The 15,985-nt window shown below is 59.5% G+C and carries 17 protein-coding genes; 16 read left to right on the top strand and 1 reads right to left on the bottom strand.

Going from position 1 to position 15,985, the window contains the following annotated elements:
* Positions 1–142: 142 nt before the first annotated feature.
* Positions 143–2,722 (bottom strand): DNA mismatch repair protein MutS, encoded by a 2,580-nt coding sequence (gene mutS, locus AACY49_RS02755; protein ID WP_258697343.1) that lies wholly within the window; start codon positions 2,720–2,722, stop codon positions 143–145.
* A 198-nt stretch (positions 2,723–2,920) separates the two neighbouring features.
* Here mutS and AACY49_RS02750 point away from each other — a divergent pair, with 198 nt between their 5' ends.
* The 16 genes from AACY49_RS02750 to AACY49_RS02675 all read left to right on the top strand — a co-directional run bounded on the left by AACY49_RS02750 (position 2,921) and on the right by AACY49_RS02675 (position 15,976).
* Positions 2,921–3,655, top strand: coding sequence for an XRE family transcriptional regulator (locus tag AACY49_RS02750; RefSeq protein WP_258700787.1), 735 nt, complete (start codon positions 2,921–2,923; stop codon positions 3,653–3,655).
* Positions 3,656–4,240: 585 nt separating this feature from the next.
* Positions 4,241–4,591: a phage holin family protein gene (locus tag AACY49_RS02745; RefSeq protein ID WP_258697341.1), complete on the top strand. Its 351-nt coding sequence runs from the start codon at positions 4,241–4,243 to the stop codon at positions 4,589–4,591.
* 47 nt (positions 4,592–4,638) lie between these two features.
* Positions 4,639–5,151, top strand: coding sequence for a hypothetical protein (locus AACY49_RS02740; protein ID WP_339521551.1), 513 nt, complete (start codon positions 4,639–4,641; stop codon positions 5,149–5,151).
* A gap of 3 nt (positions 5,152–5,154) precedes the next feature.
* Positions 5,155–5,766: a phage baseplate assembly protein V gene (locus AACY49_RS02735; RefSeq protein ID WP_339521550.1), complete on the top strand. Its 612-nt coding sequence runs from the start codon at positions 5,155–5,157 to the stop codon at positions 5,764–5,766.
* A 10-nt stretch (positions 5,767–5,776) separates the two neighbouring features.
* Positions 5,777–6,109, top strand: a complete 333-nt coding sequence (locus tag AACY49_RS02730; RefSeq protein ID WP_258697338.1) for a phage baseplate protein — start codon at positions 5,777–5,779, stop codon at positions 6,107–6,109.
* Complete coding sequence (locus AACY49_RS02725) at positions 6,106–7,101, top strand: baseplate J/gp47 family protein (RefSeq protein ID WP_339521549.1); 996 nt, start codon at positions 6,106–6,108, stop codon at positions 7,099–7,101. Before AACY49_RS02730 ends, AACY49_RS02725 begins: the two co-directional genes overlap by 4 nt.
* Complete coding sequence (locus tag AACY49_RS02720; RefSeq protein WP_339521548.1) at positions 7,098–7,733, top strand: phage tail protein I; 636 nt, start codon at positions 7,098–7,100, stop codon at positions 7,731–7,733. The genes AACY49_RS02725 and AACY49_RS02720 overlap by 4 nt, the downstream gene beginning before the upstream one ends.
* Positions 7,734–9,947 carry a phage tail-collar fiber domain-containing protein gene (locus AACY49_RS02715; protein ID WP_339521547.1) on the top strand — a complete coding sequence of 738 codons (2,214 nt, stop codon included), beginning with the start codon at positions 7,734–7,736 and terminating at the stop codon, positions 9,945–9,947. It begins immediately after the preceding gene.
* 11 nt (positions 9,948–9,958) lie between these two features.
* Positions 9,959–10,474, top strand: a complete 516-nt coding sequence (locus AACY49_RS02710) for a DUF4376 domain-containing protein (protein ID WP_339521546.1) — start codon at positions 9,959–9,961, stop codon at positions 10,472–10,474.
* Between the two features lie 101 nt (positions 10,475–10,575).
* Positions 10,576–10,785 (top strand): hypothetical protein, encoded by a 210-nt coding sequence (locus AACY49_RS02705; protein WP_258697333.1) that lies wholly within the window; start codon positions 10,576–10,578, stop codon positions 10,783–10,785.
* Positions 10,786–10,787: 2 nt separating this feature from the next.
* Entirely contained in the window at positions 10,788–11,954 is a 1,167-nt protein-coding gene (locus AACY49_RS02700) for a phage tail protein (protein ID WP_339521545.1), read from the top strand.
* Entirely contained in the window at positions 11,954–12,460 is a 507-nt protein-coding gene (locus AACY49_RS02695) for a phage major tail tube protein (RefSeq protein WP_253419256.1), read from the top strand. Before AACY49_RS02700 ends, AACY49_RS02695 begins: the two co-directional genes overlap by 1 nt.
* A gap of 163 nt (positions 12,461–12,623) precedes the next feature.
* A complete protein-coding gene (locus tag AACY49_RS02690; protein ID WP_339521544.1) occupies positions 12,624–13,205 on the top strand; it encodes a phage tail assembly protein in 582 nt (193 codons plus the stop codon).
* A gap of 128 nt (positions 13,206–13,333) precedes the next feature.
* Positions 13,334–15,388, top strand: a complete 2,055-nt coding sequence (locus tag AACY49_RS02685) for a phage tail tape measure protein (protein WP_339521543.1) — start codon at positions 13,334–13,336, stop codon at positions 15,386–15,388.
* Positions 15,388–15,771: a phage tail protein gene (locus AACY49_RS02680; protein ID WP_258697329.1), complete on the top strand. Its 384-nt coding sequence runs from the start codon at positions 15,388–15,390 to the stop codon at positions 15,769–15,771. The genes AACY49_RS02685 and AACY49_RS02680 overlap by 1 nt, the downstream gene beginning before the upstream one ends.
* Positions 15,764–15,976: a tail protein X gene (locus tag AACY49_RS02675; protein WP_320391998.1), complete on the top strand. Its 213-nt coding sequence runs from the start codon at positions 15,764–15,766 to the stop codon at positions 15,974–15,976. Before AACY49_RS02680 ends, AACY49_RS02675 begins: the two co-directional genes overlap by 8 nt.
* The last annotated feature ends 9 nt before the right edge of the window (positions 15,977–15,985 follow it).

Here is a 15,985-nt window from a genome sequence, read left to right as displayed (position 1 = left end):
TTCTAATTTTCTCCTCAGGCGGCGGCAGCGGAGCCCCTTCAGGACGGGGTCGCCAGGTTCGGGAGCGATAGTCTGCAGGCCAGGCTGTTAGCCTGCAGCATCCCAAACCGCGCGAGATTCTAACAGCTTGCAGGCAAGTGCGTTAGATCCGTGTCTTTAATGTATAGAGCATTTCCAAAGCCCTGCGCGGTGTCAGGTCATCCAGATCGAGCTTGGCCAGTTCATCCAGCACCGGGTGCGGCAGGCTGGCGAACATGTCGCTCTGCTGTGGCGCCACGGTTTTGCCTTTGGCCGGCGCTGGCATTTCATGAGGCAACGCTGTGGATTCCAGCCGGCTCAGGTGTTCACGAGCACGCACGATCACTTCGCTCGGCACACCGGCCAACTGCGCAACCGCCAGGCCATAGCTCTGGCTGGCAGGGCCAGGCAGCACGTGGTGCAGGAACACGATGCGTTCGTTGTGCTCGGTGGCATTGAGGTGCACGTTGGCCACCAGCGGTTGGGCTTCCGGCAGCACCGTCAGCTCGAAATAGTGGGTGGCAAACAGTGTGTAGGCCCGCAGGTGCGCCAGGCGCTCGGCGGCGGCCCAGGCCAGGGACAGGCCGTCGAAGGTGCTGGTACCACGTCCGACTTCGTCCATCAGCACCAGACTGCGCTCGGTGGCGTTGTGCAGGATGTTCGCGGTTTCGCTCATTTCGACCATGAAGGTCGAACGCCCGCCGGCCAAGTCATCGCTGGAACCGATTCGGGTGAAGATCCGGTCGACCAAGGACAATTCGCAACTGGCCGCCGGCACGAAGCTGCCGATGTGTGCCAGCAACACGATCAACGCGGTCTGACGCATGTAGGTGGATTTACCGCCCATGTTCGGGCCGGTGATCACCAGCATGCGGGTGTTGTCGTCGAGGCTCAGGTCGTTGGCCACGAACGGCGTGGTGAGTACTTGCTCGACCACCGGGTGACGACCCTGGCTGATGCGCATGCACGGTTCGCTGACGAAGCGCGGGCAGTTCAGGTCCAGGTTCAGTGCGCGCTCGGCGAGGTTGCTCAGCACGTCCAGTTCGGCCAGTGCGGCGGCGGTGTCTTGCAAGGGCGGCAACTGGGCGATCAGGTCTTCGAGCAGCGTTTCGTAGAGCATCTTCTCGCGAGCCAGGGCGCGGCTCTTGGCCGACAGCGCCTTGTCTTCGAACGCTTTCAGTTCCGGGGTGATGAAGCGCTCGGCGCCCTTGAGCGTCTGGCGACGGATATAGTCGGCCGGCGCCGATTCGGCCTGCTTGCTCGGCAGTTCGATGAAGTAGCCGTGAATGCGGTTGTAGCCGACCTTCAGGTTGGCCAGGCCAGTGCGGGCCTTCTCCCGGGCTTCAAGATCGATCAGGAACTGACCGGCGTTTTCGCTCAGCGATTGCAGTTCGTCGAGTTCGCTGTCGTAACCGGTTTTCAACACGCCGCCGTCACGGATGACAGCGGGCGGGTTGTCGATAATGGCCTTTTCCAGCAGCGCTGCCAGTTCCGGGTAGGTGCTGGTGGTCATCGCCAGTTGCATGATGTGCGGGGCTTCAAGCTCGGCCATCGCCACCTGCAACGCTGGCAGTGCACCGAGAGCATCGCGCAGGCGCGCCAGGTCACGAGGACGGGCATTACGCAGGCCGATCCGCGCCAGAATCCGCTCGATGTCACCGATTTCCTTGAGCTGCGGTTGCAGCTTTTCGAAGCGGTAGCCGTCGAGCAGGCAGGCGATCGAGGTCTGGCGTGCCAGCAATACGGTCAAATCCCGCAGCGGACGGTTCAACCAGCGGGTCAGCAGACGGCTGCCCATGGCGGTCTGGCAGCGGTCGACCACCGATTGCAAGGTGTTGTCGCGACCGCCGGCCAGGTTGGTGTCCAGTTCCAGGTTGCGACGGCTCGCGCCGTCCAGCACCACGGTGTCGTCCAGGCGTTCATGACGCAGGCTGCGCAAGTGCGGCAGGGCGGTGCGCTGGGTTTCCTTGGCGTAGCTGAGCAGGCAACCGGCGGCGCCAATCGCCAGGGTCAGGTTCTCGCAGCCGAAACCTTTCAGGTCCTGGGTGGAAAACTGCTGGCAAAGACTTTTCAGAGCCGAGTCGCGCTCGAAATCCCACGGCGCACGGCGACGAACCCCACGACGTTTCTCCGCCGGCAGATCCTTCGGCCAGTCGTCCGGGATCATCAGCTCTACTGGATTGACCCGCTCAAGTTCCGCCAGCAGGTTTTCCCAGCCTTTGATCTCCAGCACGGTGAAGTTGCCGCTGGTGATGTCCAGCACCGCCAGGCCGAACAGACGCTCGTCACCCAGTACCGCCGCGATCAGGTTGTCCCGGCGTTCATCCAGCAGCGCTTCATCGCTGACCGTGCCGGGCGTGATGATCCGCACCACCTGACGATCCACCGGGCCTTTGCTGGTGGCCGGGTCGCCGACCTGCTCACAAATCACCACCGATTCGCCGAGCTTCACCAGTTTCGCCAGGTAACCTTCTGCGGCGTGGTAAGGAATCCCACACATCGGAATCGCCTGACCCGCCGATTGCCCGCGAGCTGTTAGCGTGATGTCCAGCAACTTGGCGGCCTTCTTCGCGTCTTCATAGAAGATTTCGTAGAAGTCGCCCATGCGATAGAACATCAGCTGGTCAGGGTGCTGGTTCTTAAGGCGCCAGTATTGCTGCATCATCGGCGTGTGGGAGGATAGATCGGAGAGCGCTTTATTCATCGGATATAGGCAAATTCGTTGAAAGGTGTGGGGCAAAGGAGGGGCGTTGGCCCGGCTTTTCCGCGATGGGCGCAAGGTTAACATGAGCAGTCCGACCTACGCAGGCATGAAACCCCCGCAGTACATTTCCGCTGGCTATGCACGATCTATGCAAATCAGCATTTGTCTTCCGAAAAAAGATCAAGCACTATGCGCGTTATGCAAAAACGCAATGTTTCTACCGTCTTAAGAGCGCTGCTCGACCAACACGGGATCTCCCCCACGGAGCTTCACCGTCGCACCGGCGTGCCTCAATCCACTCTCTCGCGCATCCTCAGCGGGAAGATCGTCGATCCTTCGGATAAACACATTTCGAAGATTGCCGAATACTTCTCCGTGAGCACCGATCAGTTGCGGGGCCGCGCGGATGTCGCGCCGGCTGCCAGCGCCGGGCGCGATGAATTGCATTCGGAACTCAAGGACATAAGCCTGTGGGACGACGATACACCCGTCGATGACGACGAGGTGTCGGTCCCCTTTCTTCGCGAGGTTGAATTGGCTGCTGGATCAGGAAGATTCGTCATCGAAGAGAGCGAGCGCTCTAGCCTGCGCTTCGGCAAGCGCAGTTTGCGCCACAACGGTGTGCAGTTCGACCAGGCCAAATGCGTGACCGTGCGTGGCAACAGCATGTTGCCGGTGCTGCGCGATGGCGCCACCGTTGGTGTGAATGCTGGCAAATGCGGGATTGGCGACATCGTCGACGGCGACCTGTACGCCATCAACCACAACGGCCAATTGCGGGTGAAACAGCTTTATCGCCTGCCGACCGGGATTCGCCTGCGCAGCTTCAATCGCGATGAGCATCCGGACGAGGACTACAGCTTCCAGGAAATCCAGGAAGAGCAAATTGTCATCCTCGGTCACGTCTTCTGGTGGGGCATGTACGCCCGTTAACCTCACCGCTGTCAGATAGAACCCGCCACCCGGCGGGTTTTTTTTCGCCTGCCGTAAACCGCCAACGCCTTTGTCTGCGGGGCTTTCATGCGTTCGTGCATTTTTAGTGCATAAATAAATGCATTTATGCATTGACTGTATATGCATGCATGCATATTCTTTGTCTCAAGCCGCTCAACAAGGCGGCTCGAAACGAAGCTCTTTAGTTCCACAACAAAGGCAGCGATGAACCGGCCTCAACGGTTCAGAGGGTTGGCAACTGACCCGGGTGTGCAGCGTAAAGCACCAGAAGCAGTTATCCGGCGGGCAGGGACCGCGGTCGGAAAAACAATTTGAATCGATCCGTACCGCGCCAGTAGCGCCGAAAGATCAACTTCCTTCAGGCCGTTGGCCAGGGAAGGCGAAGGACCGCATTACTGAAAAGCCCGGCCAAAACCTGATGCCAGTCAGTTAAGCGCAACCCATGTGGGAGCGTCTTGACTGATTGGCATTGCGGCCAAAGCCGGGCTTTTTGGAATGCCTACCTCAAGAGACATCGTTTGAACCCAACACACATCACTCATCAATCACCCCAGGAGGCGTGACATGACAAACGAGCAACAAGCGTTGCTGGACATGCCGATCTGGCTAGTCATCCTCCTCGCCGTGGCGGGCGGGGTATCCGGCGAAATGTGGCGTGCCGACAAGGAGGGCGCCCGTGGCTGGTCGCTGTTGCGGCGCCTGGCGCTGCGGTCCGGGGCCTGCATGATCTGCGGCGTCTCGGCAATCATGCTGCTGTACGCCGCCGGCGTGTCGATCTGGGCCGCCGGTGCCTTTGGTTGCCTCACGGCGATGGCCGGGGCGGACGTGGCCATCGGGCTTTACGAACGCTGGGCCGCCAAGCGGATTGGCGTTTGCGAAGTGCCACCGCGGGATTCTCGTCCCGACCAACAGTAAACCGGCGTCGCTGATCTTCGCGTTGCTACAGGAACAGGAGGCCATGAATGCCCGCCGTCATCGAAAAACCGTCGCAGCTGTTTTCCGCCATTGCCGAGACATTGCGCAGCACCGTTCCCGGCTTGAAGGTCGGGAGTCATCAAGACTTTGACGGCACCGGCGATCAGCCCTGGGTGCTGATCGCCATCGAACGTGATGCGCCAGGCTGCCGTGCCAACGACGGGCGCATTGCTCACGTCTTGACCGTTTCCTTGCAAGCCGTGGTGCCCGGCACAGGGTTGGCGGCTTGCGATCTGGCCAGTGAGTTGAAGAACCTGGTTGTCGATAATCGCTGGGCACTGCCGGGCGAGCAATGCGATCCGCCCATGAACATTGAGGGTGTCCCGTCCACGTTCATCAGCGAAACACGGGAGCACACCGCCTGGACCGTTTCATTTACCCAAACCCTGTACCTCGGCCCGACGCTGCTCGAAGACCCGCTGGGCATCCCGAAATTCGCTCGCACCTGGGAGGTGTCGAACATCGACGACCCGGATCAATACACCGCACTCGAGGGCTGACCCATGTTTGATGCGCTTTTACGTCTGCAGCTGGGCCCGATCATCGAGCGTCTGGCCGAAATGGAAACCGAGATGGAAGACCTGCACCGGCGTGCCGACAGTTTCTGTCGCATCGGTGTGTGCCAGGAGGTCGATGCGGCCAGCAACACCTGCAAGGTCAGCCATGGGGAGCTGCTCACCCCGGCCATCCGGTTTTTCAACCCGAGTGCCGGCGCACAGAGCGAGTCGCGGATCCCCTCCGTGGGTGAGCAGTGTTTGCTGCTGAACCATGGCGGTGGCGAGGGCGGCGGGCAGTCGGTGGCGTTGTTCGGCCTCAACGGCGGTCAGTTTCCGCCCGTCTCGACACAGGCATCGCTGACGCGTCGCCTCTATCAGGACGGCACGGAAAACAGTTACGACCACGCCAGTCATGTTCTGCGCTGGCAAAACGGCCCGGCGGCGTTCACCGGCTCCCGTGAATCCCTAGAGTTGAGCATCGGCCCGGCGCGGCTGGCGATGACGCCTGAGGCCATCGAATTGCAACTGGGCGCCGTCGGCCTGCGGCTCGACGCTTCCGGTGTGCACCTGAGCGGCCCGTTGGTGGATCACCAGGGTCGCGTCATCAGTACCGCATAAAGAGCTTCCCATGATCGGAATCGATAGAAACACCGGCGCAACGGTCGATGACTGGCTGCAATTTGTGCAGCGTGCCACCCGGGCGTTGACCACGCCTTTGGGCACGCGTCAGAAGCGCCCTTTGTATGGCTGCGCACTCACTGAGTTGCTGGGGAGGAACCTCGGCGATGACCTGCTGATTCTGGCCCAGAGCCATGCGGCCCAAGCGTTCTACAACAAGCACAACGGCATCGACGATTTCGAGCCGCAGGTCATTGTGGCCAGCCGCTACGGTGCCGGGTTGTTGCTGCGCTTCGCCGGCACCTGGAAAAACCGCAATCAGACCTTCGAGGTGGTGGCATGAGCATGTTGATACCTGGCCAGAACCAGTTGGCCGAACCGGCCATCGTCACGGTCGAAGCGTTCGAGGATCTGCTCGCAGAGTTCAAGACCTTCGTCGTCGAGTACGTCGGAGCCCGTGCTCCCGAGAGCGCGGCCAAGCTTGCAGCTAGCCTTGAAAACGAAAGCGAGTTGCTGACCCTGGCCCTTGAGGCGTTCTGTGTACGGCTGCAAACCCACGAGCGCAAATACAACGCCCGCATCAAACAGATGCTGGCGTGGTGGGCCACCGGGACCAACCTCGATGCGCGCCTTGCGGACATGGGACTTGAACGTCAGCTGCTCGATCCGGGCGACCCGGCGGCGTTCCCGCCGATCGATCCGGTTTTTGAGAGCGACGACGACGCCCGGTTGCGTTATTACCTGGCGCCCCATGCCCCGGCGGCTGGCTCTCGCATGCAGTATCGGCGTGAGATCTTCACCCTTGGCGAACGGCCTGTCGTGAAAGTGGAAACCGCTGCGGCGGGTGTGGTGACGGTCACTTACACCTTCGACCCGGACGGTTTTGCAGCGCAGGTCAAGGACGGTAACGGGCGCCGAACCGCGCCCGGCGAAGTCGCGGTCACGGTGCTTTCCCGGGAGGGTGATGGCACGCCATCCCAAGCGCTGCTCGACGGTGTTCGCCAGCATTTCGCCCGGCCAGATGTACGACCGGAAACGGACCTCGTCATCGTGCAGGCCGCGCAAATCAAGACCTACAAAATCCGGGTCGTGGCCAAGATCAACGCAGGTCCCGATTCGGGGCTGACCAAGGTCGCCGCGCAACAGCAGTTGCAGGCGTATGCCGATTCTTGTCACCGGCTGGAAGGGCGGGTGGATCCGAGCTGGATCGACTACACGCTGCACAGTGCCGGCGCGGTTCAGCTGCAAATTCTTGAGCCGGTAACGCCGATTGTGACGACCGCTTTTCAAGCGCCGTATTGCACGGGCGTCGAGGTCGAGGTGGATACGTTATGAGTGACGACACACTTCGCCCGAGCCTGTTGCCGGCCAACAGCTCACCGCTGGAAAGGGCGCTTGATCTCGGTTTCGCCCGGTTGCTTGAGCGCATTGACCCGCCGTTCCCCGAACTGATGAACCCCGCCAAAACACCGCTGGCATTCCTGCCATATCTGGGCGCGGATCGCGGGGTCAGCGAATGGAGCACCGAGGCGACCGAGGCGGAAAAACGCCTGACGGTAGAACTCGCCTGGCCCACCGCACGACAGGCCGGGACTCGAAAAGCGCTGGCAAACGCGATCAAGGGATTGCAACTGATACCGGAAATTCGTGCCTGGTACGAGCAAACGCCGCCCGGCCCGGCTTACAGCTTTTCCGTCCGGGCTTTTTCCGAACAACCCTACAGCGAAGCAATCGACGCCCGTCTCGACCGACGCCTGGCGGATGCCAAAAGCGAACGCGACACCTTGAAGGTTTCCGTCGGCTTGAGCGCATTCGGCACTCACGTCATCGGTGCCGCGACGGTGTGCGGCGAGCTGACCACGGTTTATCCGCTTGTCATCGAAGGGCTTGAAGCCTCGGGCCAGGCCTTTATGGCCGCTGGGCTCTACACCGTCGAAACCTCCACTATTTATCCACAGGGGTCCTAAATGGCCGACTATTACACCCTGCTCACCAATGCGGGGATCGCCTACGAAACCGCCTGCAAGGCAGCGGGCACACCGATCAAGCTGTCGCAGATTTCCGTCGGCGACGGCGGCGGCGCGATTTATAACCCGGCCGCAACCGCCACGGCGCTTAAGCGCGAAGTGTGGCGTGGGCCACTCAATGCACTGTTCCAGGATGAGAAAAATCCGAGTTGGTTGTTGGCCGAAGTGACTATCCCGCCTGAAGTAGGCGGCTGGTATGTGCGTGAGGCTGGGCTGTGGACTGATACCGGCATTCTGTATGCCATCGTCAAGTATCCGGAGTCGTTCAAGCCGGTGTTGGCGACTTCGGGTTCGGGGAAAGAGTTCTACATTCGTTCGATTTTCGAGACCAGCAATGCAGCGTTGGTGACGTTGCTGATTGACGACACGGTTGTTAAAGCGACCCGTGCATGGGTGATGAGTTATCTCGCTGAAGAGCTCGGCAAACTCGACGGCAAGCAGTCCGTGCGTGTCGCGGCAACCGGCAACGTGGTGTTGAACGGTGCAAAGCAGGTCGACGGAGTTGCGGTGATTGCCGGTGACCGCGTTTTGCTGCCGAACCAGACGCTCGCCAAGGATAACGGTCTGTGGATCGTGGCCAACGGTGACTGGGTTCGGGCGAACGATGCCAACGTCAGCGCCAAGGTCGCGCCGGGCCTGACCGTGATGGTAGAAGAGGGCACGCAGAATGGTGATTCGCTGTGGCACCTGACCACTAACGGGCCGATCAATCTCGGCACCACCGCGCTGACTTTCGAGATGCTGGCCGGTCGTACCGGCATTGCACCTGGGACTTACAAAAGCCTGACCGTGGACAAATACGGCCGAGCGACGGCGGGTGCGAATCCCGAAACGCTGGCCGGGTTCGGGATCAAGGACAGCTACACCAAAACTGAAATCGAGGGGATGATTGCCAGCGCCTCGATGTTGCCGGTGGGGGCAATTGTCGCGTTTCCCGGTGATACGCCGCCGCTGGGCTTTCTTGAACTGGATAACAGCGTCAAGAGTACTGCGCTTTATCCGGATCTGAGTGCTTATCTCGCCGGCAAGTACAACAAGGGCGACGAGGGCGCTGGAAATTTTCGTTTGCCGGATGGGCGCGGCGAATTCCTGCGCGGTTGGGATCATGGACGCGGTGTTGATGGCGGTCGGACAATCGGCAGTTATCAGGTTGATACCTTACAGAACATCACCGGTACGTTTGACGGCTATCTCGATATCACCGCGGCAGGTGGTGCGTTCATGTTAAGCAACATGAGCACGTCCTCAACTCCGCTCAACCAGAAAGGCGCCTACCACGGCGTGTATTTTGATGCTTCGAAAGTGGCGCGCACCTCCACGGAAACGCGTCCCCGCAACCTCGCCGTCATGTGGTGCATCAAGGCCTGGAACGCACCTATCAATCAGGGAAACATCGACATCGGTGAGCTGGCCGCAGAGGTTCAGGCTCTGGGTGTGAATGGTCCGATAATAGGAACAACGCGCAAGCTGAAGGCGTTGCTGCCGGTAGCTTCGCAGGCAGTGACCTACGCGGCGGAAGAGATTGTTTTAGAAAATAAACTTGGCGGCATGAGCTATAAGCTTGCCAATGTCAGCGCGACACTTAGTCTGAGTGCGTCAACTGGCCTTGGATATATGGATACAGGGATAGCCCCCGTGAACGGCTATGTAGCTGTTTACTTACTCTATAATCCGGCCACCAGGATGTATGGTGCCATAGGCGTTAACGCGACTGCTGCCGAGGTTCCAGAAGTTTACGGCGGTAATTTTGCGCCCGTAGGGTATACCGCTTCCGCTCTTCTTGGTGTTTTGCCAACTAATGCTAGCGCTCAGTTCAAACCAGGTAAGCAGAAAGGTCGAACTCTCTATTTTCCTTATGTAAATGCGCTAGCTACATCAACCACGAGCGCGACGTTGGTCGCGTTTTCCGTGGCTGCATACATTCCAAAAAATGCAATATCCGTGAGTGGTGCATTAGCCGTTTCTGGAACTGGTTCTATGAACTCGTCGCTTGCAGGGGATTCAATTGGTAGTGGGTGGCGCTATTACTCAAATACAAATGCTGCAGGATCTGCACCATTTGACGACTTGATCGTAGACGTATCGCAGACGCTTTATTACTCCGCGACGCAAACGTCTCTATTTTCAGTTTTTCTTTCGTCTTACACCATTTAAAAGGGGGCGCTATGTTCGTTCAATTTTCAGACGAAACAGAAAAAAAAATTATTTCCGTATTTGGCTGTTTGCAAGATGAAAATGTGTGGCCGAATCAAGGCGAAGTGGATGAAAACGACCCACGATATATCGCCTTTCACGACATTTCGAGTAGTGGTGGAAAGGTTGAGACGTTAATCGCCAATACCCGTTATGAGCATGAAACGGCGGGCATCATGTACCAAGGTATGGCGGTAGGGACCACTCGAGATGACCGGGCGACACTCACCGATATGGCTCTGGCGGTCGTACTTGATCCTGCCTATGTCTGCAATCTGAAAACGTCCGAGGGTTTTGTGGTGCTGAACGCAGCGCAGCTTTTGGCCGTTTCGGCAGCTGTCCGTTCGTACGTACAGTCCTGTTTCGACCGCGAGCTTGAGTTATTGCAGGCCGTTGAGGCTGGTAAGTACCACGACGAAATGCTGACCAAGGGGTGGCCTGACCCATTGTTATCCGAGAATGTTTCTGGCTCCGCAGAGCCCCAATAAACGCCCCGCACCGCCGGGGCATTTTCTTATCCGCCAAACACCAAACAAAACCCGACAGCCCCTTCCTCAAAAGGGGCTTTTTCGTATCTGGAGAAACCCAAATGGCACAACGCCAAACCTACACCGTGCTCCTCCCATTCCCCACCGGGGGTGGCCACTGGTCGAGCGTCGGCCAAGAGCTCGACCTGCTCGATGTGGAGGCCAGTGCGTTGTGCAGCGCTGGTCGTCTGGAGCTGAAAAAAACCGAGGCTGCAGAGTCGGCCTCTACATCCAACCCGGCCAAAAAGGCCGCTGCCAAGAAGGCTGAATAACCATGGCTGAGGTTTTGAACTTCGAGCACAACGGCATTACCGTCAATGCCACTGAATCTCCCGAGGCCATGGGTGGCCTGGGTGACAACGTCATCGGTCTGGTCGGCACTGCGCCGAAAGCGGATCTGTTGATCCCGCGTAACGCCCCGTTCCGCATCAACAGCTTCACCACCCAGGCACTGCTGGACCCGACCGGCACCGAGTCGGGCACGCTGTTCCACGCGGTGTTCCAGATCCTGAAAGTGGTCAAGGTGCCGGTCTACGTGGTCATCGTCGAAGAGGGCACAACCCCGGCCGACACCGTGAACAACGTGATCGGCGGTATCGAGCCGTCGACTGGTCGCAAACTGGGTCTGGCCGCACTTGGCGGTGTGCCGGAAGACTTGACCATCATCGGCGCACCGGGTTTCACCGGCACCAAAGCGGTGGCCAGTGAGTTCGCCTCGTTCGGCAAACGCATCAAGGCTCGGGTGGTACTCGACGGCAAGGACGCCTCGGTCGCCGATCAAGTGACTTACAGCCAGGAACTGGGCGGCGCGGATCTCGGTTTCGACCGTTGCCTGGTGGTGCACAACATGCCGGCGGTTTACTCCAAAGCGGCGAAGAAAAACGTGTTCCTGGCGCCATCGAGCCTGGCCATCGCTGCATTGGCCAAGGTCAAACAGTGGGAAAGCCCAGGCAACCAGGTGACCTACGCCGAAGACGTTTCGCGAGTCGTGGAATACAACATCCTCGACACCTCCACCGAGGGCGATCTGCTCAACCGCTACGGCGTCAGCTACTACGCTCGCACGATCCTCGGCGGCTTCTCGCTGCTGGGTAACCGTTCCATCACCGGCAAGTTCATCAGCTACGTCGGCCTTGAAGATGCGATCAGCCGCAAGCTGGTGAAAGCCGGCCAGAAGGCCATGGCCAAGAACCTGACCAAGTCGTTCATGGATCAGGAGGTCAAGCGCATCAACGACTGGCTGCAAACCCTGGTTGCCGACGAAACCATTCCCGGCGGCAGCGTGTACCTGCACCCGGAATTGAACAGCGTCGAGAAGTACAAAAACGGCACCTGGTACGTGGTCATCGACTACGGCCGCTACGCGCCGAACGAACACATGATTTATCAACTCAACGCCCGCGATGAAATCATCGAGCAGTTCCTGGAGGACGTTCTCTAATGTTTACCAACCGCGTAAGACAGGCCATCGCGGCCACCCTGCAAGGCCTGCCGTTGTCGGCGACCGTGGAAGAGTTCACCCCGCCGAAGATCGAATTCGACATGGAACCGATGGCCGGCGGACGCTTCATCGCCGAGGAAATGGCCAAGAGCGGCAAAGTGCTGGGCGCCACCCTCATCCTGCAAGGCGCCGGTCCGGAAATCATGCTCGCCCTGGGTGTGAAACTGGGCGACGACATTCTGCTGAACGTACGTGAAGCCGGCCAGGATCAGGACGGCAATACCTGGTTCACCTACCACACCGTCGGCGGCAAGCTGAAGTCTCTTGGGGAAGCCGCGCTGAAAATGGGCGAAAAACCCAAGACCACCCTCGAGCTGTCCTGCCGCACCTACAACCGTCTGGAAAACGGCATCCCGGTAATCGACATCGACGTGCGCACCCAGAAGTTCGTACTCAACGGCGTCGACATCCTCGGCGACGCCCGCCGCGCTGTGTTGCTGCCGTAACACCAAGGCCAGCCAAGGCGCACAACCTGTGGGAGCGAGCCTGCTCGCGATGAGGGAATCACATTCAACATCATTGTTGACTGCCCTGACGTTATCGCGAGCAGGCTCGCTCCCACAAGGATTGTGGCAGCACCCATTCTTGAATCACCAAGGAATTTCCTACATGTCCTGGATGCCACCCAAACATGAACTGTTGTCGCCGATTACCGGTGATGACGGATCCGAAATCGAGCAGATCCAACTCAAACCGTTGTACTACGCCGCGCAGAAAGAGGCCCTGGCCCGTGCCGGCGATGATGAGGACGATCAGTTTTTCGAACTGGCCAGGCTGGCCACCGGCTTGTCGGTCAAGGAACTCGATCAGTTCAAACGCCCGGACTACGTGAGCATCGCGCAGTACGTGCATGAGATGTCGACTCGCCCAGCTTCGTACTTTCTTGAGCAGCAAGCGCAGGGCGAACAGTCGGTAGACCCAGACCAGGTGCAACTGCTGCAACCGCTCAACGTGGCAGGCCGCAGCATGACCTCGCTGACCCTGGAAATGCCGGTGCTGCGCGCCACCAAGGCGATGAAAAAACTCAAGACGGCCAAAGAACGCGCCGAGTTCATCACCGCCCATTGCACCGGGCTGATGCTTCCCGATCTGGACCTGCTGACCGTGCCCGACTGGACACAGCTTCAGGTGCGCATCGACGATTTTTTAAACAAACCGGCGGACTTCTTTCGGAGCGCGACATCGAAGTAATCCTCGATGTGGTGCCGCTCATTTACTCGGTAAGTGAGGCGGAAATTCTGGAGTGGGACGCCGGCAAGGCATTGCGCCGCTACGACATCGCGATCACTCGCCTTGGCGTGAAACAGGAGTAGAGCGGGATGGCGGACGATAGTTATTCGCTCAAATTCGCAGCCCTCGACGACAGTGGGTTGGCGTTCGGTAATACCAGCCTGACCACGGCAGTCACCAGCGTTGTGTCAGCACAAGGTACGGGCGCGTCCGCCAGGGATCAGATGCCCGGCCTCGGTCTGGCGCTGAAAGACGTCGGGCTCAAGCTCGGTCTGCTGACAACGGCTATTGAGTCGTTGACCTTGAAACTTTCGTCGCAACGTTTGTTATCCCAGGCAACGGGAGGCGGCGCCAAGAGTGAGCCGGCCAGCGAGCAAAAGAGTGCGGGCAAGTCGGGTGGCGGTATCGAGCCGCCTGACCTGCTTAAACCCGCGATAGCGATGGATTCGGCTAGGGCCGATCTGAAGCGGGACGCCCAATTTACCCCGCGCCAGAGCGAAGAGATGGCGCAGTCAACCCAGCACATCGCTATCGCTCCGCTGGTGGCGGCCGGGGGGACCAGGGCGGTTGATTTGGTGAGGATTGAAAGTCTGGCTGCCAAGGCAGGAATCGCTAGCGATCTGCCCAATGCTTCGGACCGACAGTTTGAGCTGCTGCGCTTTGCCAGTGATGCTGGCGTCGCCGCGTCGGCGTTCAAAATGCCGGCCATGGATGTCGCCGAGATGATGGTCGGCTGGCGCACCTCCATGAAGCTCAACGGTGCTCAAGCCTTTGACCTGGCGGATGCAACCAACCATCTGGGCAAGATACCCGGTGGTGCAAAAGCGGCTGACATCGGTGCCGTCTTGCAGCGTGACGGTGCTGCTGCTACGGCGGCGGGCCTGTCCCCTGCGCAAGCCGCAGCGTTGACGGCGGCACTGCTGAAAACCGGTACGCAAAAGGCTGATGCCGGCGAAGCGCTAAAAAGCATCACCACTGTGATGGGCAAGGGTGATCAGGCCTCGGCAACCGAGCAAGCGGCCTGGAAGCAGCTGGGTCTGGAGCCGAAGGCGGTGGCGAGCGGCTTGCGTGACAAGGACGCGGCGCCTGGCACGGTGATGTCGGTGCTTGCGGCCTTGAACGCGCAACCTGCCGAGAAACGCTCGACGCTTGCCTCCACGCTATTTGGCAATGGTGATGAGGCGGCGCTGCGCATGGCGCAAAACCTTGCCGATGTGAATGGCGCTTTCTGGCAGGTAAGAGACAAAGCCCAGTACGCCACATCGGAGTTGGGTGACAAAGGCTCGGTGAGGCAAGACGCACTCGCGCAGTCGAAAACCCAGCAAGGCCAGTTGAACATCTTGAGCGCGCGCAATGATCGTCTGTCGGTGGCCACGGGTAATGCTCTGGCGCCGGTGACGGAAATCTCGCTCCACTCCCTTGGTTCGCTGGTTGATGGCTTGAGTGAATTGGTTGAAACCTCACCTAAAGCCACCGCTGCAGTTGTACTGGTTGCAGCGGCGATCAAACCGCTGATGGGGACGTTGTTCAAGGCTGTAGCGGATCCTGCGAACGCTGCGAAAGCTGAGGCCGGGGCGAGTGCTAGCGGTGCCCTGACAGGCATGAGCGCTTCATTGGGCTCGGTTACCCGTTTTATACCTGGAGCATTCGCGTTAAGTGCCGCCCCCCAGGTGGTTGAAGGCGCGATGAACGGCGATGCCCGGATGGCAGGCGCTGGCCTGGGAGCCGCTGGCGGCGGTTGGGCGGGGGCTTCGGCAGGTGTTGCCATGGGCGCCACCGTGGGTAGCTTTTTCGGCCCTGTCTTAGGCACTGCCATTGGCGGGGCGGTCGGCGCGGTCATCGGCGGACTGGCGGGAAGCTGGATGGGGAGAGAATCGGGTTCCTGGCTGGGTGACAAACTCGCCGCGCCCGCCGACAAGCTCGCCGCTCCAGATCAGGTCAGCAAAGACCTGACCAACACCCAGGCAGCCAGTCAGCAAAACGCACTGACCGCGAACATTTATATCAATGGTCAGGATCAAGCCAGCGCCACTCAACTGGCAAACCTGGTGGTGCAGCACATTTCCGGGCAATTCGGACTGATGACAACGACCAACCAACTCGCCGTGCGACGTGACACGGCCCTGACTGACGGGGTGGCTTGATGAGGCAGCAAATGGCACTCGGCACGTTCATTTTCGGCTTGTCGCGCAACTTCGCCTACAGCGGTCTGGTGCGCAAATCGGACGGTGGCTGGGTGAAGGTGGATATTCTGACCAGCAAGCCCAAGTCCAGCCAGACCGGTCAAGGCCTGCAAAGCCTGACGATAACCGGCAAGGCGATGTACGCGGTGGCGATGGACCGGCTCGATGAATTGCGCGCCTTGCAAGCAATGAGAGTACCGCTGCCGTTGGTCGATGGCATTGGCCGTAACTGGGGTTTATGGCGGATCAACGATGTGACGGAAACCCAAAGCGACGTGATTGATGACGGCACGGCGATGTTGATCAGTTGGTCGATTACATTGGAGGAATTCGTCAATGCGTAAGGTACGAACGGTGGCCGGTGATTCGGTGAATCTGTTGCTCTACCGAGAGCTTGAACGTTGTGACGATTTGGCCGAAGAGGCGCTGTGGCGTCTCAACCCGACACTGGCCGAGCAAGGTCCGGTACTGCCCGCCGGCATCTGGGTGGTGCTGCCGGAACTTGAATCCAGACCCGTAGCGACCACACCGGTAACAGCGTGGGATTGAGGAGGTTAC

The sequence above is a fragment of the Pseudomonas sp. EL_65y_Pfl2_R96 genome, assembly GCF_963970905.1.
GTDB lineage: Bacteria > Pseudomonadota > Gammaproteobacteria > Pseudomonadales > Pseudomonadaceae > Aquipseudomonas.
The sequence above is the reverse complement of the archived record's forward strand: the minus strand, read 5'-3'. Positions and strand labels throughout refer to the sequence as shown.